This window comes from Corynebacterium haematomassiliense (assembly GCF_013978595.1).
In the GTDB taxonomy this organism is placed as follows: domain Bacteria; phylum Actinomycetota; class Actinomycetes; order Mycobacteriales; family Mycobacteriaceae; genus Corynebacterium; species Corynebacterium lehmanniae.
In genome coordinates this window covers 466334-488718 of the sequence record NZ_JACDTZ010000001.1, presented here as the reverse complement: position 1 = coordinate 488718, position 22385 = coordinate 466334, and the positions used below count along the sequence as shown (strand labels likewise).

The following is a 22385-nucleotide window of genomic DNA, read 5'->3' as shown; positions in this document are numbered from 1 at the left end:
AGGCCCTAGGCCTTCTTCCCGCGGCGCTCGCGCACGCGCACCGCGATGCGCACCGGGGTGCCGTGGTAGCCGAACTGCTCACGGAACTTTCGCTCTAGGTAGCGGCGGTAACCGGCGTCCAAGAACCCGGTGGTGAACAGCACGATTGTCGGCGGGCGGGTGCTGGCCATGGTGGCGAACAGTAGCTTGGGCAGGCGGTTGTTCTTCATCGGCGGCGGGTTCGCCGCGATCGCGTCGCGCAGCCCGTTGTTCAGCTGGCCGGTGGAGATGCGCTTGTCCCCGTTTTCCAGCGCCTCCTTCATCGCCGGCTCCCGGCGGTGCAGGCCGCGGCCGGTGTCGGCGGAGATGTTCAGCTTGGTCACCCACTTGAGCTGGCCCATCGTCTCGTCGAACTCGCGGTCGAAGTCGTAGCGGCGGTCCTCGTCCATGAGGTCCCACTTGTTAAAGCAGATGACCATGGCCTTGCCGGCCTCCAGCACCATGGAGATCACGCGCTGGTCCTGCTCGGAGATTTCCTCCGAGGCGTCGATGAGCACGACGCACACCTCGGCGGCCTCGATGGTGCCGCGGGTGCGAAGCGACGCGTAGTACTCGTGGCCTTGGGCGTTTTTCACCTTCTTGCGCAGGCCGGCGGTGTCGATGAAGGTCCACAAGTCCTCGTCCAGCTGCACGAGCTCGTCCACCGGGTCCACGGTGGTGCCGGCCACGTTGTCTACCACGGAGCGGTCGGACCTGGTCAGCTTGTTCAGCAGGCTGGACTTGCCCACGTTCGGCCGGCCCACCAGCGCCACGCGGCGCGGGCCGCCGGTAATGGATTCCTTCACGCGCGGCTCGTCCGGGAACAGGCGCAGGATCTCGTCGAGCACATCTGCGCCGCCGCGGCCGTGCAGCGCGGAGACCGGCCACGGGTCGCCCAAGCCGAGCGAGTAAAACTCGGCCACGTCGCCCCACTGGCTGTCGGACTCGAACTTGTTTGCCACCAGGATCACCGGCACTTCGGAGCGCTGCAGGTTGCGGGCCATCACCGCGTCCGTTTCAGTGATGGCGGTTTTCGAGTCCACCACCATGACGATGACGTCGGAGGTGGCCATCGCGGCCTCCGCCTGGCGGGCAATCGCGGCGTGGATGCCCTTCGCGTCCGGGTCCCAGCCGCCGGTGTCCTGCACCCAGAAGCGGCGCCCGCCCCAGTCGGTGATGTAGCTGACGCGGTCGCGTGTGACACCCGGGTGGTCCTCCACCACAGCCTCGCGGCGGCCGATGAAGCGGTTCACCAGCGAGGACTTGCCCACGTTCGGGCGGCCAACGATGGAGACCGTCGGCAGCGCTTCGGTGACCACGTCGGGCTGAGCGATGCCGTACTCGGCCTCGAGCTCTGCCCACTCATCCTCGGTCAGCTCGTCGTCGGAGTCGTAGCCCTCGCCAAAGTCCGCTTCGCCGAACTCGGACTCGTCAATGCCGGCGTCCTCGAAGCCCTGCAGGTCCTCTTCAGCGTTGAAGTCCTTGTTCTCGTAGTACTCGGCGCTGTCGGCGCCAACCACGTACGCATCCATGTCCGTGTAGCCGGAACGGTCGATGCCGGGCTGGATGAACTGGGTTTCCGGCTCGAGGTGCTCGCCGTTGGAGTTGCTGTTGCACTCGCTCATCGTGCGCTCCTCTCCACGACCTCAGTCAGTGCCGCCAGAACCTCGTCCGGCGTCATCTCGGAGGTGTCCACCAGCACCGCGTCATCGGCGGGCTTGAGCGGGCTGGTCGCGCGGGAGGAATCAGCCTGGTCGCGGCGCTGCACGTCCGCAAGCACCGCGTCATAGTCCGCCTCGCGCCCCGCCGCGATGTCCTGGTCGTAACGGCGCTTCGCGCGCACCTCGGCGCTCGCGGTCATGAACACCTTCGCGGGAGCGTCCGGCAGCACGACCGTGCCGATGTCGCGGCCTTCCACGATCGCGCGGCCAGCCTCGCGGGCCAGTTTGCGCTGCAGCTCCACCAGGTTCACGCGCACCTCGGGGATGGCGGAGACGGCTGAGACGTGCTTGGTCACCTCGGCGCCGCGGATTTCTCCCTTGACGTCCTCGCCGGCAAACAGCACCTCGGTGGAATCCGGGTCGTCGGAGACCTGCAGCGGCAGGTCCGCGGTCGCCTCAATCACCTTCGCCGTGTCCGCCGGGTCCACGCCCGCGCGCAGCACAGCCAGGGTGGCCACGCGGTACATCGCGCCGGTGTCCACGTATTTCGCGTCCAGGCGCTTCGCCAGCGCGCGGCACATGGTGGATTTGCCGGTGCCCGAAGGCCCGTCCACAGCCACGATGAGCCCGCCGTTTGCCGTGTTGGACAGTGTGTCAGCCATTTACATCCCCACCGCCTTGTACAGCGACGCCAGCTCGGAGGAGTTCAGCGCGCGCATGGAGCCCGGCTTCATGTCGCCGAGCTGCACCGTGTGGAACTTCGTGCGCACCAGGCGCTGCACCGGGTATCCGGCCTGCTTCAGCATGCGGCGGACGATGTGTTTGCGCCCTTCGTGCAGCTCCACGCGGATGATGGACTGGCCGTTATGCACGTCCACCACCTGCGCGTAATCCACCTTCGCGGGGCCGTCGTCAAGCTCGATGCCCTCTTTGAGCTGCTTGACCACCGCGTTGTTCGCCTCGCCGAGCACCGTGGCCAAGTAGGTCTTGGCCACCTCGTACTTCGGGTGGGTCAGGCGGTTGGCCATTTCGCCGTCGTTGGTGAGCAGCAGCAAGCCTTCTGTGTCCGCATCCAGGCGGCCGACGTGGAACAGGCGCTGGCCAGACGCGGTGCGCTCGGCCAGGTAAGAGCCCACGGAGACGCGGTCCATCTCGTCTTTCATGGTCGAGTGCACGCCGCGCGGTTTGTTGAACACGAAGTACTCGTGATCTTCATTGACGTTGATGCGGGCGCCGTCGACGCGGATGATGTCCACGTTCGGGTTCACGCGCATCCCCTGGCGCGTCACGATTTCACCGTTGACCTCGACGCGGCCTTGCTCGATCATCGCCTCCGCGTGACGACGGGAAGCGACGCCCGCCTGCGCGAGCACCTTTTGCAGGCGGACACCCTCGGCCGCCACTTTCGCTGCGGCCGGGTCTTCGTCCCACCAGTTATCATCCAGCGGGTTCGGTTGGTTCTTCGCGGCGTTCTGGCGCCTCTTGTCTAGGCGAACATGCTGTTTCTTAGCCGGCTTGGCGTAGGAGATGTAGAACGTATCGTCCTTCCCACGCTTTTCCGGTGTGCCATCTCGGCGAGCGGGTGGTGTCATGCCCCGGGAGTTTACCAGGCATCCTCGATGGAATCGATGTCCGGAAGCAGCGGCGCAAGCTCCGGTAGCCGCTCGAGAGAATCGATGCCGAGTAGCTCCAAGAACAACTCGGTGGTGACGTAGCGGTGCGCGCCGTGATCCGGGACTTCTTCCCCGGCCTCCCCCGGGTCCACCTCCGCGATGAGACCGCGAAGCGCGAGCGTGCGCATCACGCCGTCCACGTTGACCCCGCGCACGCCAGCGACCTGCGCGCGGGTGACCGGCTGGCGGTAGGCCACCACCGCAAGGGTTTCCATCGCCGCGCGCGACAACTTCTTTTGCGTGCCGTCCAGCAGGAAAGCCTCCACCGCGTCGGCGTTGTCGGTGCGGGTGTAGAAACGCCAGCCCTCCGCCGTCTCACGCAGGTCGATGCCGGAGCCGCGCTCATCCAGCTCGCGGGCAAACTCGCGCAACTGGTCGGACACCTCTTCGTCGGTGGCGCCGAGCGCACTTGCCAGCTCCTCCACCGCGACGGGTGCGTCGATGACCAGCAGCACCGACTCGATGCGTGAACGCAGCTGGGAAACCATGGGCAAGCTATCCATGCTTCGGCAGTGTATCGGTCGCCGTCTCCCCGCTGTGTGCCTACGTCCAGTTCGAGGCCGCGACCACGGCCGGGTCCACGTCAAGCCCGGTCCAGGACACGTCCAGGCGCCCGAGCGCTTCGGGTTGCTCCGCTTCCACGGCTTTGGCTTTGTACAGCTCCAACAGCGCCAGGAAGCGGCCCACCACCTCCATGGAGCGGGTGCAGTCCCGTGTAAGCGCCGCGAACGTGAGCCACGAGCCGCTGCCAGCGAGTTTCAGCGTCTCCAAGATCTTGCCGGCCTGCTCCGGCACGGACACCGCCTGCGCGTGCAGGTGGTCGGTGCGCACCTCCTCCGGAGGGCGGGGGCGAAACACGCTGGCCGCCAGTTCGGCAAAACTTGCCGGGGTGTGCCCCAGGTCTACCGGGGGCAGCAGGTCCACAAACCGCGGTTCCATGGACACTGCGCGCGGGTAGCGCCGCAGCGCGTGTTTCTGCCACTCCGCGAACTGGTCGGCCACGCGTTGGTAGGCGCGGTATTGCAGCAGGCGTGCGAACAGCAGGTCGCGCGCCTCCAGCAGCTCCAGGTCCTCAATGTTTTCGCCGTCGTTGCCCGGCAGCAGCCGCGCGGTCTTCAAGTCCAGCAGGGTGGCCGCCACGACGAGGAACTCGGTGACCTCATCCAACGCTTCTGTCTCTCCGAGCGCGCGCGTGTAGGCTATGAACTCGTCGGTCACCTCGGCCAGCGCCACCTCTGTCACGTCCAGTTTCTTTGACTGGATCAGGGTGAGCAGCAGGTCGAACGGCCCCTCGAAGTTCTGCAGAGCCAGGGTGAACCCGGTGATCTCCGGCTGGGGGTACTGCTCGGGCGCGGCCGCTGCCACTAGCTGGTGCGCTCCAGCACCTCGAGCGCCAGGTTGCGGTACTGGTCCGCGCCCTGGGAATTCGGCGCCCAGGTAATGATCGGCTCGCCGGCCACAGACGTCTCTGGGAAACGGACCGTGCGGGTGATCACGGTGTCGAAGACACGCTCACCGAAGACCTCCACCACCCGGTCCATCACCTCGCGGGCGTGGGTGGTGCGGCGGTCAAACATGGTCACCAGGATGCCCACGATGTCCAGGTCGAAGTTGATACGGTCGCGCACCTTCTCCACTGTGTCCGTGAGCAGCGCCAGGCCGCGCAGGGAGAAGTACTCGCACTCCATCGGGATGATCACGCCGTGCGAGCACGCCAGCGCGTTGACGGTGAGCAGGCCGAGGGAGGGCCCGCAGTCGAGGATGATGAAGTCGTACTCGTTGCGCACCGGGCGCAACGCGCGCGCCAGGGTGTGCTCGCGGCCGACCTCATTGACCAGCTGGATCTCCGCCGCCGACAGGTCGATGTTGGCGGGGACCACGTCCAAGCCGGAGACATTGGTCGTGTTGATCGCGGCGTGGATGCTGGCGGTGTTGTCGAACAGCAGGTCGTAAACCGTGACCTGGTCCTCCTCGTAGGACACGCCCAGGCCAGCGGAAAGCGCGCCCTGCGGGTCCAGGTCCACCAGCAGGACCTTGCGGCCCTGCTCGGCCAGGCACGCGCCGAGGTTGATCGTGGAGGTAGTTTTGCCCACCCCGCCCTTCTGGTTAACCATGGAGATCACCGTTGCGGGACCGTGCTTGTCCAGCTCCTTCGGCTTGGCGAACTCACGCCACGGCCGCCCGGTCAGAAACGTCTTCTGGTCCGCAGCGTCAAACAGCGCCTCGTCCGCCATGGCCGGTCCTTCCCTCAATCACGTCCAAACCCTTGACTTCCGTCATCTTACAACGTTGTCATTACGCCCGCCTGCGCCTCCGGCGCAGGAACACAATCAACAGCGCGATCGCGGCCAGCAACGCAGCTCCAGCGATTGCGAGGGGCGCTACATCGCTTATCGACGACCCTTCGTCAACGCCTCGTCCTTGACCATCCTGGTTCGCGTAGTTGCCGTACTGGTTGTCCTCGTTGCTGTCGCCGGCTTTTTCGACCGGCACGTTGGTGGAGGTGATCACCGCGACGAAGTCCGCCTTGCCGTCGCGCACGACTTCCATGATGAACGGGTTGTCCGGTGTTTCGCCTTCCGGGTAGGTCAGGGTGATCGTGCGGCTGGTTTTGTCCACCTTGCGCTCGACGCCTTCAATCACCTGTCCGTTGACGTCCAAGTAGCGCAGGGTCGCGCCCTCGGTGTCGTAGCTGGCGTACTTCATCAGGTCCTTGACGCGGCTCAGCGGCACCTTCACCACGATTTTGTTGTCCTGGATCTCACCGTCGAAGTACAGCTTCGTCGCGGCGGCATCGTCGGCGGGCTCCGCCTTGGAGCGCGACGGGTGCGCCGCTGCCGGGGCGCTGCCAGCCTCGCCACCCTGGTTGCCGGAGCCTTCCCCGGCGCCGCCACCGGAGCTACCAGCTGCACCTTCACCTTCGGGGGTGTCCGAGCCGCCGGCAGCGGCACCGCCTACTCCCCCGCCGGAGCCGCCGGACTGACTACCTTGACCAGACTGACCGGACTCGCCAGAGTCCCCGCCGACATCCGCGGAGCCGTCGCCGACGGCGACCAGGTTCACCGTCGCCGAGTAGCCGCCAGCGCTTGCCGGCACGGCGGCGGTCGCACCGGGCTGGTTCGGCGCGCTCACGGTCACGGACGTGCCGGACGACGTCACCGTCCACCCGCCCGAGGAATAGTTCACGTCCACTGGAACGCCCACGTCCACGGTCGTGCTTTCACCGGCTGGCACGGAGATTTCGCCGGGGATCATGGACTGTATCTCCTCCGGGCTCATGCCGCCCGGAAGCTGCGCATTCGCCACCGGAGCGAGCGGAGCCGCGAGAAGCAGCGCGGCGGGCACGGCGAGCAGCGCAGCGCGGCGCGTGCTGTGCGTTTTCGAGGATGCGGGTCGCATGGTTAGTTCTCCCGTTAATTGCGTACGTCAATCAAGCAGCCGAGTCTACGCACGCGGGTGCGTGCTGCGCCAAACTTCACGCAGGTTATCGGCTGTGATGTGGGTGTAAATCTGCGTGGTGGTCACTGAGGCGTGCCCGAGGAGTTCCTGGACGCTTCGCACGTCCGCCCCGCCCTCCAGCAGGTGCGTGGCAAAGGAGTGGCGCAGCGTGTGCGGCGAGATGTCCTTCTCAATGCCCGCCCGTGCCGCCGCTGCCTTGATCGCATTCCACGCGCTTTGGCGGGACAACGCCCCGCCTCGCTTGTTCAACAGCAGCGCGTGCGAGGTCCCGTTGGCAAACGCCGGCCGGCCGCGCACCAAATACGCCTCCAGCGCCTCCTGCGCCTTCGACCCCAGCGGCACCAGACGCTGCTTATTGCCCTTACCGGTTACCGCCAGCACGCCGCCGTACTCGCCGTCTAAAGCAGCGTTTGCATCGTCGACGCTCAAACCCAGCACCTCGGAGACGCGGGCGCCGGTTGCGTAGAGCGTCTCCAGCAGTGCTTTGTCGCGCAGGCCGGAGGGGGTCTCGGTCGGGCAGGCGTCGAGAAGCTTTGCCACCTCCTCGATGCTCAAGGTGTCCGGGAGCCGCTCGCCGGTCTGCGGCGGGGAGACCTCTGCCGCCGCATCCGCCGGCAGCTCGCCCTCTTCCACCCCGAACTTGTGCAGGCCGCGCGCAACGGTCAGCGCCCGCCCTGCCGACGATGCGGCCAGAGGCTTCGCCCCGTCCACCCCGCGGCGCAGATCCGCCACGTAGGCCTCGATGTCGGTGGAGGTGACCTTGCGCAAATCCGTCTTGCCCGCAGCCGCCAACCACGTGGTGTAGCGGTTCACGTCGCGGGTGTAGTTGCTCAACGTGTGGGGTGAGACTCCCCTCTCAACGGCAAGATGGGTCAGCCAACGCTGCGCCAGCGCCTCCGCATCCACCTGCTAGATCCGCTTCATGTCCGGCACGACGCCGTGCTTGGCGCGACGTGCGGCCAGGGAAGTCGGGCGCAGGCGGAACGGCTCGTCGATAGGCCGGGGCGCATCACCCCGCGCAACCAGGCGCACGGCCGCGAGGATGCCGGAGACCGCGATGGAGTTGACCACCTCGCCGCGCAACGCCATATCCGCGGCATCCTCCAGGTCCACCCACGAAAAGTCCATGTCGGCCTCCTCGTATTCGGGCTCGGGGCGCTCCACCTCGTGCAGGCCGCGGGCGATGAACACCCGCACCGCCTCCTCCGCGAAGCCCGGTGAGGTGACCAGATCCACCAGCACGCCCCACTCGTCCGCAGCCAGGCCTGCCTCCTCCTGCAGCTCGCGCTTCGCGCAGGTCAGCTCGTCTTCGGCGTGCATGTCCAACAGACCGGCGGGAAGCTCCAGCAGGCGCTCGCCGACGGTGTGGCGGTACTGCTCCACCAGCGCCACACGGCCATGTTCATCCAGCGCGACCACAGCGACAGCACCGAAGTGCTCCACAATTTCTCGCGCGGCCTCGTTGCCACCCGGCATGACCACCTGGTCGCGGCGCACCGCGATGATCGGCGCGTCGAGGACAACTTCGGACCCAGTGACAGTGAATTCGTGGCTCATGGCAACCAGCCTACGAGCCTTAGGCCTCGCCGCCACCACTAGACACTGCAAGCACGGACTTAATGCGTCCTGCCTCGTAGTCCACGCCGCCGACAGTCTTCACCCCGTCGATCGCATCCGGCTCAGTGCCCTGAGACGCAAGCGCAGTCTTGCCTTCCGCGCCGAGTGCCTCGGCAAAATCGCCCAACACCTTGGCTCCGAAGTCGGTGCCTCGCGACGGCCCGTCCACAATCACCACTGCGCCAGCGGGCACAATAGAACCGTTGAACTCGATAAATCCAGCCTGCTGCAGCGTGTCCAGCACCAAGGTGCGGTCCGCCGGCAGGGTTTTGGACTCGCCGTTGGTGCCGTCGTCGAAAAGCACGGTCGCGAGAGATTCGCCTGCATGAAGCCCTGGGGAGCGTTCCTCCACCGACAGTTTCGCGCCCGAAGGCAGCGTGTTGGCGACAATGCTGGACAGCTCGTCTGCACCCGCCTGGTCGGTGAAGCGCTCCGTCAAGGTCAGCTCGCCGGAGTCGGAGGCACCAGCGGCGTTGAGCAACCAGCGCACGGACTCCACATCGTCAGCGTCCGCCGCGGCGGTGCGCACAATGGTCACCGGCACGTCCTTCAGGGCACCGGAGACGATGGAGCCGGACTCCTGGGCCAACAAGTCGTTTGCTTCTTCCGCACGTGCCTCCGCCTCAGTGAGTTCGGAGTCGTCCGCGTCCGGCTTGGCCGGAGCGTCGGCCTTGAATTCGGAAAAGCCGAGGTCAACCTCGCCCGGCATCGCCGGAACCAGCACGAGAGCGCCCAGCGCAATACCCAGCGCTGCGCCCCAACCCAAACCGGCCGCAATCAGCCCGGCCCTGCCTTTAGTCTTCGCCATCTGCCACTGCCCTCCTAGCTGGTCCAGCCGTCGAACCAGCCGCGCACCGTCAGCGCGATGGTGTTCCAGGTGTCTACGAGGTTGTCGGCGAAGTTGCCGTCGCCGCCCAGGCCGGCGATCAGGATCACCACCGCGGCGGCAACGAGCACGCCGAGGATCGCCCACGCCCACGCCACACCCGCACCGGACTCGACGGCATAGAGGTTGGTGATCACGGTGGAATCCACGATCTTGCGCCCCGCCTTCAGGCGCGCGAGCAGCGCCGCCGGTTCCGTTGCCGGGGTGCCCGCGGTGGTAGCCGAATCCGCGAAGATGCGGTCCAGCTCCACCGGCTGGCCGACGGTGACAATCATCTCGGCGTCATGGAATGTGGCCAGCAAAATGGCCAGGTCCGTCGGCGAATCCGTCGCCGCCGGGAAGGTCATCGCGCCCACTCCGAGATCCTGAATGCGCTCCAACCCGGGCGCGTATCCGTCCGGCTCCGCCGGCAGGATCACCTTCGCGTCGGAGCGCAGGTTCTCCGAGGCCACGTCCTTCGGGTCCCCCACGATGACGTCCGGCGCGTACCCCATGGACGCCAGCGTGTCCGCCGCGGAGCCAACGCCGATGACCACCGGCGTGTACTCCTGCATGAAGTTCTTCAGCTCCTCCAGACGCTGACGCGTGTCGGCAGCAGGCGAGACCACCAGTACCTTGCGCTCGGCCATGATGTCGCCGAGTTCCGGGGCGCCCACGCCGTCGATGAGCAGTGCCGCCTCCGAGTGGATGAACTCGATGGTGTTGCCGAAGTAGGCCTCCATGTTTTCCACCAAACCGCGTTGGGCCTGGGCGAACGTGGCGTCCACTTCGGTGCGGGTCACCGGCTGTGCCTGGCCGGCAACTTTGCGTCCCACGGTGATTTGGCCGGTCGGTGAGACCACGGCCTTCTTGCCGTCGCGGATCTTTCCGCGCATGTCTGTGCCTGCCGCCTCGAACAGCGGAACGCCTGCGTCGAGAAGCAAATGCGGCCCGAACGTGGGAAGCGTGCCGGTGGAGTACGGCGCGAGGTTGACCACCGCGGCCGGGCGCCGCGCAATGATTTGCTCCGCCAAACGGCGCTGCATGTCGGGGGCGTCCACGAACACGATGTCGCCCTCGCTGAGCCTGCCAAGGCCCTTGCCCTGCGGGGTGCAGTCGCGCAAGGTGCCGCGCAGCTCGGCCGCGGGCGGTTCCTTCGTGGGGTCTTGGGTGGAGGGTGCAGCAGTCATGCGCACCATTGTGCAACGGTGACCTGCCTGAACCGGGGAGGCGCGCGGGGAGTTATCCGCGCAACTGCTCCACCTCACCCTGCGCGCGCTCGAAGAGTTCCGCGGCGTGGGCGCGGCCGGTGTCCGAATCGTCCATGCCCGCCATCATTCGGGCCAGCTCCTCGATGCGCTCCTCCGGTTGCAGCGCCGCAACACCGGAGGTCACAGCCACGTCGCCGATGTCCTTGGACACGTGCAGGTGCGTGTCGGCATACGCCGCGACCTGCGGCAGGTGCGTGACCACAATGACCTGGTTGCCGCGCGCCAACCGCGCGAGACGCCGTCCGATCTCCACCGCCGCGCGCCCGCCCACGCCTGCGTCCACTTCGTCGAACACCAGCGTCGCGCCGCTGGAGGATTCGGACAGGATCACTTCGAGCGCGAGCATCACGCGCGACAGCTCGCCGCCGGACGCGCTCGTGGCCAGCGGCTTCGGCTCAAGCGCGCTATTCGGCGCGAGCAGGATCTCCACCGTGTCGGCCCCGTCGCGGCCGTACTGCGCCTTCGCGACGTTGACCGTGAGTTGCGCCTTCGGCATCGCCAGCCCGTGCAGCTCCTCGGTCACCGCCTCGCCCAACTTGCCCGCGGCCTTCGTGCGCGCCTTCGTCAACGCGGCGGCGTGCTTTGTCATCGCCTGCTCCAGCTCGGCAACCTTCGCCTTCAGCGTTTCGACGGCACCCTCCGACGTATCGATCTTCGCCAACCGTGCCCCAGCTTTGTCGCGCCACGCCACCACCCCTGCCGCATCCGGGGCGTACTTGCGGGTCAGACCTTTGATCTCCTGCTGTCGCTGCAGGAGCCGCTCCAACTCCTCCGGGTCGGACGGCAGGCTGCCGGTGTAGCTGCCCAGCTCCGCGGAAACGTCCGAGAGCACGCCGGCGACCTCGCCCAGCCTGGCCCCCAGATCACGCAGGTCCTGGTCGCTGGCTCCCTCTAGCGCCGCCTGCGCGCGGCCGATCAGGTCGGAGGCGGGTTCCTCTTCCCCGCCGACACCGCCGACGGCGTCCGCGCCGTCGATAGCCATAAGCGCGGTCTCGGCGGCCTCGCGCAAGGCGTCCACATCCTGGAGACGGTTGATGGTGGCAACCAGCTCCTCGTCCTCGCCAGCCTGCGGGGCCACCGCATCGATCTCGTCGATGGCGAACTGGAGGCGGTCTACCTCCTGCGCCAGCTCCAGGCGCTTTTCCGTGCGTTCCTTCAAATCCTTCGCCGCCGCTCGCCACGCGGTGTACGCCTCGCGGTACGCGTCCAGTTTGGCCTGAATAGCCGGGTCGAAACGGTCAAGTGCGGCCAACTGCTGTTCCGGCGCCATCAGCCGCAACTGGTCGTTCTGGCCGTGGATGGTCAGCAGGTGGCCCGCCAGCTCGCTCAGCGTCGCCGCCGGCACCTTGCGCCCGCCCAGGTGCGCGCTGGAGCGCCCCGAGGCCTTCACCGAGCGCGAGACCAAATACTCGCCGTTTTCGTCAGCTTCTGCGCCAGCGCCCGCGGCTATCGCGCCGACGGCTTCGCGCATCTCCTCCGGCAGCTCTTCGGTGCCGAACGCGCCTTCCACCACCGCGCCGTCCGCGCCGGTGCGCACGCGTGAGGCATCCGCCCGGCCACCGGTGAGCAGGCGCAGGCCCGTGACCACCATCGTCTTACCAGCGCCCGTCTCGCCAGTGAGCACGGTCAGCCCCGGCGAAAGCTCAGCCGAGGCATGGCGGATCACACCAAGGTTGGAGATAGCAATCTCAGCGAGCAAAAACGTGCCTCCCTGTCAGATTCAAGCCCCGCGCGGGCCGCGCCACCCGGAAACCGGGAGCTGGAATTTGTCTACGAGCCTGTCCGTGAACGGCCTGTCGTCCAAGCGTACCCAGCGCACCCCGCGCTCGCCCCGCGCCACTTCCACGCGGGAACCGGCGGGCACCGTCAGGCGGCGCTGCCCGTCCATCACCGCCACGGCCTGCGTGGTCTGCTGCTCCGACTCCACCGCCACAGTCGACGTCGGCGCCACCACCAGCGGCTTGGCAAACAGCGCGTGCGCGTTATTCGGCACCACCAGGATCGCGTCGAGCTGCGGCCACATCACGGGCCCGCCCGCGGAAAACGCGTACGCTGTCGAGCCTGTCGGCGTGGAGATAAGCACACCGTCGCAGCCGAAGGAGGACACCGGCCGGAAATCCACCTCCAGCGTCGCGTCCAACACGCGGGTGCGGTCGGAGTTTTCAATGCTGCACTCGTTGAGCGCCCAGCTGCGGCCGAGCACCTCCCCGCCCTCGCCGATCACCGACACATCCAGCGTCATGCGCTCAACCACGCGGTAGGAACGGTCAATCACCTGGCCGATGACTTTTTCCAGGCTCGATGCTTCCCCTTCCGCGAGGAAGCCCACGTGACCCAGGTTGATGCCAAGGACCGGGATGTCCTGCGCCCGCGCGTAGCTCGCCGCACGTAGGAACGTCCCGTCACCGCCGAGCACAAGCACCAACTCGCAGCCCGCGGCAGCGGAATCGTCCGCCTTCGCGCGCGTCAGCCCACACAGCACAGGGTTGGTCTCGATGACGTCCATCTGCTCCTGCTCGAGCAGACGGACCTCAATGCCCGCCTGCTGCAAAAGCTGCGCCGCCCGCGCCGCCGAATCAATGTTGGAGGCCCTGAACAGGTGCGGCACCAGCAGGATCTCGCGGCGTGTCGTCTCACCCATCTACTTCGGTCCTTCCTCGATCGCGCGGTTGACCAGCGCGGCCAGTGCGTCGTCGTCAAGCTTGTGCTTACCCCCGTCTTTGACCAGCCACAGAAAGTATTCCACGTTGCCGCTCGGACCCGGCAGCGGGGACGCCGTCGCCCCGCGCACGGACAATCCCAGCGACTGCGCAAAACGCGCGACGTCCAGCGTGACCTCCGCGCGCAGCTCCGGCGAGCGCACCACGCCGCCGCTGCCGAGGCGGTCCTTACCTACCTCGAATTGTGGCTTGACCATGGGCAGCATGTCCGCGCCGTCGACCATGCACTCCGCAAGCGCCGGCAGCACTAGTTTCAGCGAGATAAACGACAGGTCGCCCACCATAAGATCCGCCGGCCCGCCCATCATCTCCGGAGTGAGGTTGCGGATGTTCGTGCGGTCCAGCACGCGCACACGCTCGTCGTTCTGCAGCCGCCACACCAGCTGGCCGTAACCCACGTCCACCGCGACGACCTCGCTCGCGCCGCGCGACAGCAGCACATCAGTAAACCCGCCGGTCGAGGCACCAGCGTCCAACGCCTTTCGCTTCTCGACGACCAGCCCGCCCCCGCCAAACACCTCAAGCGCGCCAAGCAGCTTGTGCGCACCACGCGACGCCCAATCGTCCACGTCGTCGGTGTTGACCTTGATCGACGCTTCCGGCTCCACCACCGTCGCCGGCTTCGTTGCCGTGAAGCCACCCACCTGGACGCGGCCTTCCTTGATCCACGACTGCGCCTGCTCGCGCGAGCGCGCAATCTTGCGGCGGACCAGCTCCGCGTCGAGCCGGGTGCGTTTCGGTGCCACGGTAGCGGCCCCCTTTCGTTGCTTATCTGTCGGACAGCGCTTCGTGCAGCACCGCGTGCGCCCGGGTCAGCGCGTCCACCTCTGCCGCAAGGCCTTCAGTCGGTTCCGCGAGAATCGACTCGACACGCTCGGTGACTTCCTCGGCGCTGACCTTGGGCGCGCGCGGGTCGCGGGGAATCGGCGCAGGGCTCATCTGCGTCACCACCACTTCGCGACGGCTACCGCAGCGGCATCTGACTCTTCGCGCACATCGGCCGGCGGCTCGGGCTGCCGCCACGCCACGTCGAGGGCAGTCCGAAGCGCAGCCAAGCTGGAGGCGCCGGGGTTGCCGCCGGAAAGGACGATGGCGGAGCCGTCGATACGCGCCTCGAAGCCCTCCTGCGCGCCCGGGGCGAGTGCCTCCGTCGGCTCGCTCAGTCCGCGCATGTCCGCGGCGATGTACGTCGGCCGGTGTTCGGGCGGCGCCTGCAGCAGCGCGTACGGGCCAGAAACCCCGGTCAGCACATGCAGCGCGGGCATGCCAGCGGCGACGCCACCTGCAATATCGGTGTCCAGCCTGTCGCCCACAGCGAGCGGTGTCTGCATGCCCCGCGACTTCGCCGCCTGGGTGAACATCGCCGGCTCCGGCTTGCCCGCAGCCTCAGGCACGACGCCGGTCGCCGAGGTCACCGCCGCGACCATGGACCCGTTGCCAACCATCAAGCCGCGCTCCATCGGCAGCGACGTATCCAGGTTCGTGGCCAGGTACTTCGCCCCGCGCTGCAGGCTCAGCGCCGCCTCCGACAGCTCGCGCCACCCCGTGTCCGAGTTGTGGCCGTGCAGCACCACCTTGGGCGCATCATCGGCGCTGTCCACGACCCGGTAGCCGGAGTCCTGGACCAGCTGTCGCAGCGACGGCGCACCCACGACGTAGACTGCGTCCCCCTTCTCGAGGTAGCGCTCCGCCATGTTCACCGCCGCCATCGCGGACGTGAGCACGTCCTCCTCACCCGCATGCAAGTCAATGGCACGGAGCATCTCCGCGACATCCTTGGCACTGCGCGAAGCGTTGTTGGTCACGTACATCGCCGGCAGCCCGGAGGCGTTAATCGCCTCGACCGCGTGCTCAATCGCCACACCGCCAGACCAGACAGTGCCGTCGAGGTCCAGCAGCAGGCCGTCATGGTACGACGCAAGCGTCATCGCTCTAGCCCAGCTCCGCCACACGCTCGGACGCGTCGGTCATGCCGTCCACGTCAATCTTGGCAACGTGCTCGAACCACCGCTTCGCCTCCGCCTTCTCGCCGGTGGCCAAGAGCGCATCTGCGTAGGCGTAGCTCAGCCGCGCCTGTTCAAAACCCTGGGAATCCAGCGACGGGTTCAGTCGCTGCAACTGCGCCACCGCCGAGTCGTGCTGCCCAAGGTCGTGGCGTGCACCAGCCAGAACGATGGCCAGCTCAATCTGGCCTTCCTCGTCCAACTCGCGTGCCTCGGGGCTGCGACCGAGCTCCAGTGCCTTTTCCGGCCTCCCAAGACCGCGTTCCGCGTCCGCCATCACGGCAAGCAAACCGGGACCGCCGGAAATTCGGCGCGCGGCACGAAGCTCAGACAGTGCTTCCTTCCACTCGCCGGCGTGGTACGCCACCACACCGTTGGTTTCGCGCACCACGCCCACGCGTCCCGCGCGGTTCTTCGCGGCGCGGGCGTGCTGCAGCGCAAGCTGTGGGTCGTCGTACAGCAGGTCGGTCGCCATGAGCATATGCTTTGCGACGCGCTCCGCATTATCCTTCGACAGCACCTTCAAATCCTGCAGCACCGACGGGTCCAAGTCGGAGATTTCCAGGCCCTGCGGCAGATCAGGCTCCAGCTCCTTCTGCACCATGCGGTCCTCGCGGAAGCCCTCGCGGCGCGGGTTGGAACGGTCGTGGCGCACACCACCGCGACCCCGGCGACGGTCCCCGTCGCGTCCGCGACCCTCGCCACGGCGGCCGTCGCCCCGACGCTCGCCGCGCCGTCCGTCTCGGCCCTCGCCTCGGCCTTCACCACGTCGACGGTCCCCATCCCGACCGCGACCTTGACCCCGGCGCCCTTCGCCCCGGCGCTCTCCGCGATCGGAGTCGTTTCCGCGAGCCCCGCGCTGACCATCGCGGTTGCGGGCGTCACGACCACCGCGCTCCCTATGCGGGCGGTCCTCGCGACCGTTGTCACCGAAAGAGCGCTCCTGCCCTCTTCCTTCGTCCACATCTGCCATTGGGGACCTCCGTTTCTAATCTCGACCATTATAGGAAAGCCATGCACCCGGGCACATCTGGCTCCCACCACCTGCGCCTTCCCCCACCCCGTCCGGCCTCACTGCGTCAATATCTGGGATCAACCTGCCCATTTGGGTGCCGATTGTGCACGAATCGACGGCGGGTCCACGTTTCCCCAGGTGGATTATCGGGCAAGTGGGGCGCGTTGTCGATTCGTACAATTCGTGGGTCTGCCCCCATTGTTGGTGACACTGGTGTTCTCCGCAATGCGGAAATCCGCAACGGCGGCGGGCTGGGGTGGTCTCGTAGAAGTTGACGACCGGACGGTTTTCGCCCGCTGTTTCCCAAGGTCGTGGATCACCGTTGTCAGAATTTACGAGACCGCCACTTCCCCGCCGGGTTCATTGGTTGGTTCGTACCCATTATTGGCGAGCTCGGTGTTGTCCGCAATGCGGAAGTCCGCAAGCGCTAGAGGGCGACGAGGAGGCCATGCGGGGCACCGGTTGTGGACGAATCGACGACGCCGCCGCGTTTGCCCAGGTCGGTTTTGCGTCGGCGGGGGTGTTTTGTTGATTCGTACAATCCGTGGGTGCACACCAATTGTTGGTGGGGGTGTGGTTGTCCGCAATGCGGAAGCCTGCAATGCGGGAGTACACGCGAGCAGCGTGGCTACGCCGGCCGAGTAGTGAGCATGCAGAAAAGCACCCGCCGCAAGCAGGTGATTGTGGCGGGTGCTGTGTGTGAAGTTGTTGGGTCGGCGGTAACCTACTCTCCCACTCCCTCCCGGGGGCAGTACCATCGGCGCGGGCGGGCTTAGCTTCCGGGTTCGGAATGGGACCGGGCGTTTCCCCGCCGCCATCAACCACCGACACACCTTGTGGGGGTATGCACGGCGCTGAGTGTTCAGCGTGTGTATGCAATTTTTGTCGGCCAACCACTTCTTCGGGTTGGTGTGTTGTGTCAGTGACTGCACAGTGGACGCGAGTGTTTTGCTTGTTTGTGTTCGTTTCGCGGTGTTCACACCCTTGGTTGGTGTGCGACGATGCGTGTGTTTATTGGTGTATTAGTACCGGTCGCCTCCACACATTACTGTGCTTCCAGGTCCGGCCTATCAACCCAGTCGTCTTCTGGGAACCTCAAATGAAACCTCATCTTAAAACAGGCTTCCCGCTTAGATGCTTTCAGCGGTTATCCCTTCCGTACGTAGCCAACCAGCCGTGCTCCTGGCGGAACAACTGGCACACTAGAGGTACGTCCGTCCCGGTCCTCTCGTACTAGGGACAGCCTTCTTCAAGTTTCAACGCGCGCGGCGGATAGAGACCGAACTGTCTCACGACGTTCTGAACCCAGCTCGCGTGCCGCTTTAATGGGCGAACAGCCCAACCCTTGGGACCTACTCCAGCCCCAGGATGCGACGAGCCGACATCGAGGTGCCAAACCATCCCGTCGATATGGACTCTTGGGGAAGATCAGCCTGTTATCCCCGGGGTACCTTTTATCCGTTGAGCGACACCACATCCACAAGTAGGTGCCGGATCACTAGTCCCGACTTTCGTCCCTGCTCGACTAGTCAGTCTCGCAGTCAAGCTCCCTTGTGCACTTACACTCTGAACACCTGATTGCCAACCAGGCTGAGGGAACCTTTGGGCGCCTCCGTTACATTTTGGGAGGCAACCGCCCCAGTTAAACTACCCACCAGGCACTGTCCCCAACCCAGATCATGGGCCAAGGTTAGATATCCACTACGGTCAGAGTGGTATTTCAACAACGACTCCACACACACTAGCGTGCATGCATCAACGTCTCCCACCTATCCTACACAAACCGCACCGAATGCCAATACCAAGCTATAGTGAAGGTCCCGGGGTCTTTTCGTCCTGCCGCGCGAAACGAGCATCTTTACTCGTACTGCAATTTCACCGGGCCTGTGGTTGAGACAGCAGGGGAGTCGTTACGCCATTCGTGCAGGTCGGAACTTACCCGACAAGGAATTTCGCTACCTTAGGATGGTTATAGTTACCACCGCCGTTTACTGGGGCTTAAATTCTCCGCTTCGGACATGACGTCCTAACAGGTCCTCTTAACCTTCCAGCACCGGGCAGGCGTCAGTCCGTATACATCAACTTAACCGTCTTCGCACGGACCTGTGTTTTTGATAAACAGTCGCTCCCCTCTCTTCTCTGCGACCCACACCAGCTGCCGCACGTGAAGTGCTTGACTAGTGCGGGTCCCCCTTCTCCCGAAGTTACGGGGGCATTTTGCCGAGTTCCTTAACCACAGTTCACCCGCTCGCCTGAGTATTTTCTACCTGACCACCTGTGTCGGTTATGGGTACGGGCCGTATACGCACATCGCTAGAGGCTTTTCTCGGCAGTCCAGGATCACCAACATCACCCAAGCAAGGGCTACGCATCACGCCTCACACAAAAAACACCAGGATTTACCGTGGTGTCGTGCCACACGCTTGCACCGCAATCCAATCAGCGGCTCGGCTACCTCACTGCGTCACCCCATCACTGACCTACAACGGATCAGGCCCCACGCATCACCACCAACCAACCATCCCGAAGGATGGCAACGGTCGGCGGGTCAGGGTGGTTAGTATCACCGCTTCGATACTGGGCGCGCATATACGGGTACGGGAATATCAACCCGTTAACCATCGACTACGCCTGTCGGCCTCGCCTTAGGACCCGACTCACCCTGGGAAGACGAACTTGACCCAGGAACCCTTAGTCATCCGGCGGGCAAGATTCTCACTTGCCATTCGTTACTCATGCCTGCATTCTCACTCGCATGCAGTCCACCGCTCCTTCCGGTACGGCTTCACCCCACACACGACGCTCCCCTACCCAAACAAAAATGTTTGCCGCGGCTTCGGCGGTGTGCTTGAGCCCCACTACATTGTCGGCGCGGAACCACTCGACCAGTGAGCTATTACGCACTCTTTCAAGGATGGCTGCTTCTAAGCCAACCTCCTGGCTGTCTTCGCGATCCCACATCCTTTTCCACTTAGCACACCCTTAGGGGCCTTAACCGGCGATCTGGGCTGTTTCCCTCTCGACTATGAAGCTTATCCCCCACAGTCTCACTGCAATGCACCACTATAAACCGGTATTCGGAGTTTGGCTGACGTCGCTAAGATGATAGTCCCGCTCAACCAACCAGTAGCTCTACCTCCGGCAAGCTCACATCACGCTGCACCTAAATGCATTTCGGGGAGAACCAGCTATCACGGAGTTTGATTGGCCTTTCACCCCTACCCACAGCTCATCCCCTCAGTTTTCAACCTAAGTGGGTTCGCGCCTCCACAACCTCTTACAGCTGCTTCACACTGGCCATGGGTAGATCACCCCGCTTCGGGTCCAGGACATGCCACTACAAACACCCTATTCGGATTCGCTTTCGCTACGACTACCCCACATAACGGGTTAACCTCGCGACATGCCGCTGACTCGCAGGCTCATTCTTCAAAAGGCACGCCATCACACACAAAAAAGTGCTCTGACGGATTGTAAGCGCATGGTTTCAGGAACTCTTTCACTCCCCTCCCGGGGTACTTTTCACCATTCCCTCACGGTACTTAATTCACTATCGGTCACACTGAGTATTTAGGCTTACCGGGTGGTCCCGGCAGATTCACAGCAGATTCCACGAGCCCGCTGCTACTCGGGGAAAACACAAACCACACAACCACACACACCTTCACGTACAGGACTTTTCACCTACTCCGGCGCACCATCCCAGATGCTTCCGCTGATATGTGCGCATTGCGCGTGCAGTTGACAGCCTGCACCATTTGCGCCCCACAACACCGCACACGCAACCCCTGCCAGGTATCACACGCACACGGTTTAGCCTCATCCGCTATCGCTCGCCACTACACACGGAATCACAATTGTTTTCTTCTCCTACGGGTACTGAGATGTTTCACTTCCCCGCGTCAACCCCCACACAGACTATGTATTCACCTGCGGGTAACACCACACAACTGGTGCTGGGTTTCCCCATTCGGACATCCTCGGATCAACGCTTTGTTGGCAACTCCCCGAGGCATAACGCAGCCTCACACGTCCTTCATCGGCTCAGCATGCCAAGGCATCCACCATACGCCCGTAACAAAACACACGGACACACAAACAATCAAGGTACAAACACCAAAACACAAAAAAGAAAGATACTCGCGTCCACTATACAGTTCTCACACAACACAACCCCCACACACAACCAACCACAACCAAGCAGCCAGCCGACATGAGGGCCCAACAGGAACAACCTTGTGCTGCCCCAGACACCCAACAGTGCACCAACGCATAATCTTTTGTCACGCAAACCGGTGTGACCACCAACCAACACCATGTGAGCACAACCCTTCACAGGCCAGACGCACCACCATCCAGACGATGCCACCATGACCTTGAAGGTGTGTCTCCACCCGGCAAAATACTTCCGTGGCAGTCGCACACTCGGCGACTCAACCACACAACCAATGACCCACAACTGCGGGCACACAAATAAAAGCTCCTTAGAAAGGAGGTGATCCAGCCGCACCTTCCGGTACGGCTACCTTGTTACGACTTCGTCCCAATCGCCGATCCCACCTTCGACAGCTCCCATGACAGGCCACTGGCTTCGGGTGTTACCAACTTTCATGACGTGACGGGCGGTGTGTACAAGGCCCGGGAACGTATTCACCGCAGCGTTGCTGATCTGCGATTACTAGCGACTCCGACTTCATGGGGTCGAGTTGCAGACCCCAATCCGAACTACGACCGGCTTTACAGCGATTAGCTCACCCTCACAGGCTCGCAGACGCGTTGTACCGACCATTGTAGCATGTGTGAAGCCCTGGACATAAGGGGCATGATGATTTGACGTCATCCCCACCTTCCTCCGAGTTAACCCCGGCAGTCTCTCACGAGTCCCCACCATAACGTGCTGGCAACATAAGACAAGGGTTGCGCTCGTTGCGGGACTTAACCCAACATCTCACGACACGAGCTGACGACAACCATGCACCACCTGTACACCAACCACAAAGGGAAACCGTATCTCTACGGCGATCTGGTGTATGTCAAGCCCAGGTAAGGTTCTTCGCGTTGCATCGAATTAATCCACATGCTCCGCCGCTTGTGCGGGCCCCCGTCAATTCCTTTGAGTTTTAGCCTTGCGGCCGTACTCCCCAGGCGGGGCGCTTAATGCGTTAGCTACGGCACGAACCCCGTGGAAGGGACTCACACCTAGCGCCCACCGTTTACGGCATGGACTACCAGGGTATCTAATCCTGTTCGCTACCCATGCTTTCGCTCCTCAGCGTCAGTTACTGCCCAGAGACCTGCCTTCGCCATCGGTGTTCCTCCTGATATCTGCGCATTCCACCGCTACACCAGGAATTCCAGTATCCCCTACAGCACTCAAGTTATGCCCGTATCGCCTGCAGTCCCGCAGTTAAGCTGCGGGCTTACACACACGACGCGCCAAACCACCTACGAGCTCTTTACGCCCAGTAATTCCGGACAACGCTCGCACCCTACGTATTACCGCGGCTGCTGGCACGTAGTTAGCCGGTGCTTCTTCTCCAGGTACCGTCACATAACGCTTCGTCCCTAGCGAAAGGAGTTTACAACCCGAAGGCCGTCATCCCCCACGCGGCGTCGCTGCATCAGGCTTGCGCCCATTGTGCAATATTCCCCACTGCTGCCTCCCGTAGGAGTCTGGGCCGTATCTCAGTCCCAATGTGGCCGTACACCCTCTCAGGCCGGCTACCCGTCGACGCCTTGGTAGGCCATTACCCCACCAACAAGCTGATAGGCCGCGAGCTCATCCCACACCGAAAAACTTTCCACAATGGCATCCAAACCATCGTCCTATCCGGTATTAGACCCAGTTTCCCAGGCTTATCCCGAAGTGCAGGGCAGATCACCCACGTGTTACTCACCCGTTCGCCACTCGAGTACCCCTGCAAGCAGGAGCCTTTCCGTTCGACTTGCATGTGTTAAGCACGCCGCCAGCGTTCATCCTGAGCCAGGATCAAACTCTCCACAAAAACAGTTTCAGCAGAAACAGGCCGTGAAAAGCCCAAACCCAACCAAAAACAAACCAACCAACACAAAGTGCTGGACTG

General features: G+C 64.2%; 17 protein-coding genes and 3 rRNA genes. All 20 read right to left on the bottom strand.

Going from position 1 to position 22385, the window contains the following annotated elements:
* Nucleotides 1–5 precede the first annotated feature (5 nt).
* The 20 genes from der to H0193_RS02245 all read right to left on the bottom strand — a co-directional run bounded on the left by der (nt 6) and on the right by H0193_RS02245 (nt 22307).
* On the bottom strand, nt 6–1550 hold the full coding sequence (gene der / locus H0193_RS02340; protein ID WP_181889574.1) for a ribosome biogenesis GTPase Der: 1545 nt from the start codon (nt 1548–1550) through the stop codon (nt 6–8).
* An 89-nt stretch (nt 1551–1639) separates the two neighbouring features.
* Nucleotides 1640–2341: a (d)CMP kinase gene (cmk, locus tag H0193_RS02335; RefSeq protein WP_181888385.1), complete on the bottom strand. Its 702-nt coding sequence runs from the start codon at nt 2339–2341 to the stop codon at nt 1640–1642.
* Nucleotides 2342–3271: a pseudouridine synthase gene (locus tag H0193_RS02330; protein ID WP_181888384.1), complete on the bottom strand. Its 930-nt coding sequence runs from the start codon at nt 3269–3271 to the stop codon at nt 2342–2344.
* A gap of 11 nt (nt 3272–3282) precedes the next feature.
* Nucleotides 3283–3855: an SMC-Scp complex subunit ScpB gene (gene scpB, locus H0193_RS02325; RefSeq protein ID WP_181888383.1), complete on the bottom strand. Its 573-nt coding sequence runs from the start codon at nt 3853–3855 to the stop codon at nt 3283–3285.
* Nucleotides 3856–3895: 40 nt separating this feature from the next.
* On the bottom strand, nt 3896–4717 hold the full coding sequence (locus tag H0193_RS02320) for a segregation/condensation protein A (RefSeq protein WP_181888382.1): 822 nt from the start codon (nt 4715–4717) through the stop codon (nt 3896–3898).
* Nucleotides 4717–5586, bottom strand: a complete 870-nt coding sequence (locus H0193_RS02315; RefSeq protein ID WP_181888381.1) for a ParA family protein — start codon at nt 5584–5586, stop codon at nt 4717–4719. The genes H0193_RS02320 and H0193_RS02315 overlap by 1 nt, the downstream gene beginning before the upstream one ends.
* Nucleotides 5587–5647: 61 nt before the next feature.
* Nucleotides 5648–6751, bottom strand: coding sequence for a hypothetical protein (locus H0193_RS02310; RefSeq protein ID WP_181888380.1), 1104 nt, complete (start codon nt 6749–6751; stop codon nt 5648–5650).
* 45 nt (nt 6752–6796) lie between these two features.
* Entirely contained in the window at nt 6797–7717 is a 921-nt protein-coding gene (xerD, locus tag H0193_RS02305; RefSeq protein WP_181888379.1) for a site-specific tyrosine recombinase XerD, read from the bottom strand.
* A gap of 3 nt (nt 7718–7720) precedes the next feature.
* Entirely contained in the window at nt 7721–8368 is a 648-nt protein-coding gene (locus H0193_RS02300; protein ID WP_181888378.1) for an NUDIX domain-containing protein, read from the bottom strand.
* A 19-nt stretch (nt 8369–8387) separates the two neighbouring features.
* Nucleotides 8388–9236, bottom strand: coding sequence for a copper transporter (locus H0193_RS02295; protein WP_181888377.1), 849 nt, complete (start codon nt 9234–9236; stop codon nt 8388–8390).
* A gap of 14 nt (nt 9237–9250) precedes the next feature.
* The gene (gene steA, locus H0193_RS02290; protein WP_181888376.1) at nt 9251–10483 is read right to left on the bottom strand and encodes a putative cytokinetic ring protein SteA; all 1233 of its coding nucleotides are present in this window, start codon (nt 10481–10483) and stop codon (nt 9251–9253) included.
* 52 nt (nt 10484–10535) lie between these two features.
* Nucleotides 10536–12263, bottom strand: a complete 1728-nt coding sequence (gene recN / locus H0193_RS02285) for a DNA repair protein RecN (protein ID WP_181888375.1) — start codon at nt 12261–12263, stop codon at nt 10536–10538.
* A gap of 21 nt (nt 12264–12284) precedes the next feature.
* Entirely contained in the window at nt 12285–13205 is a 921-nt protein-coding gene (locus tag H0193_RS02280) for an NAD kinase (RefSeq protein WP_181888374.1), read from the bottom strand.
* Nucleotides 13206–14030 (bottom strand): TlyA family rRNA (cytidine-2'-O)-methyltransferase, encoded by an 825-nt coding sequence (locus H0193_RS02275; RefSeq protein ID WP_181888373.1) that lies wholly within the window; start codon nt 14028–14030, stop codon nt 13206–13208.
* Between the two features lie 22 nt (nt 14031–14052).
* Nucleotides 14053–14238: a hypothetical protein gene (locus tag H0193_RS02270; protein ID WP_181889680.1), complete on the bottom strand. Its 186-nt coding sequence runs from the start codon at nt 14236–14238 to the stop codon at nt 14053–14055.
* Nucleotides 14229–15212, bottom strand: coding sequence for an HAD-IIA family hydrolase (locus H0193_RS02265; protein WP_181888372.1), 984 nt, complete (start codon nt 15210–15212; stop codon nt 14229–14231). Before H0193_RS02265 ends, H0193_RS02270 begins: the two co-directional genes overlap by 10 nt.
* 4 nt (nt 15213–15216) lie before the next feature.
* Nucleotides 15217–15942, bottom strand: coding sequence for a tetratricopeptide repeat protein (locus tag H0193_RS02260; RefSeq protein WP_370642053.1), 726 nt, complete (start codon nt 15940–15942; stop codon nt 15217–15219).
* A 1071-nt stretch (nt 15943–17013) separates the two neighbouring features.
* Nucleotides 17014–17131, bottom strand: a 5S ribosomal RNA gene (gene rrf / locus H0193_RS02255).
* A 172-nt stretch (nt 17132–17303) separates the two neighbouring features.
* A 23S ribosomal RNA gene (locus H0193_RS02250) occupies nt 17304–20390 on the bottom strand.
* A 400-nt stretch (nt 20391–20790) separates the two neighbouring features.
* Nucleotides 20791–22307, bottom strand: a 16S ribosomal RNA gene (locus H0193_RS02245).
* The 16S, 23S and 5S rRNA genes sit together here, the layout of an rRNA operon.
* Nucleotides 22308–22385 lie beyond the last annotated feature (78 nt).

Coding starts and splice junctions, on each gene's coding strand:
- der (WP_181889574.1), bottom strand. CDS start 1,550: ATGGATGCGTACGTGGTTGGCGCCGACAGCGCCGAGTACTACGAGAAC.
- cmk (WP_181888385.1), bottom strand. CDS start 2,341: ATGGCTGACACACTGTCCAACACGGCAAACGGCGGGCTCATCGTGGCT.
- H0193_RS02330 (WP_181888384.1), bottom strand. CDS start 3,271: ATGACACCACCCGCTCGCCGAGATGGCACACCGGAAAAGCGTGGGAAG.
- scpB (WP_181888383.1), bottom strand. CDS start 3,855: ATGGATAGCTTGCCCATGGTTTCCCAGCTGCGTTCACGCATCGAGTCG.
- H0193_RS02315 (WP_181888381.1), bottom strand. CDS start 5,586: ATGGCGGACGAGGCGCTGTTTGACGCTGCGGACCAGAAGACGTTTCTG.
- H0193_RS02310 (WP_181888380.1), bottom strand. CDS start 6,751: ATGCGACCCGCATCCTCGAAAACGCACAGCACGCGCCGCGCTGCGCTG.
- H0193_RS02300 (WP_181888378.1), bottom strand. CDS start 8,368: ATGAGCCACGAATTCACTGTCACTGGGTCCGAAGTTGTCCTCGACGCG.
- H0193_RS02295 (WP_181888377.1), bottom strand. CDS start 9,236: ATGGCGAAGACTAAAGGCAGGGCCGGGCTGATTGCGGCCGGTTTGGGT.
- steA (WP_181888376.1), bottom strand. CDS start 10,483: ATGACTGCTGCACCCTCCACCCAAGACCCCACGAAGGAACCGCCCGCG.
- H0193_RS02280 (WP_181888374.1), bottom strand. CDS start 13,205: ATGGGTGAGACGACACGCCGCGAGATCCTGCTGGTGCCGCACCTGTTC.
- H0193_RS02265 (WP_181888372.1), bottom strand. CDS start 15,212: ATGACGCTTGCGTCGTACCATGACGGCCTGCTGCTGGACCTCGACGGC.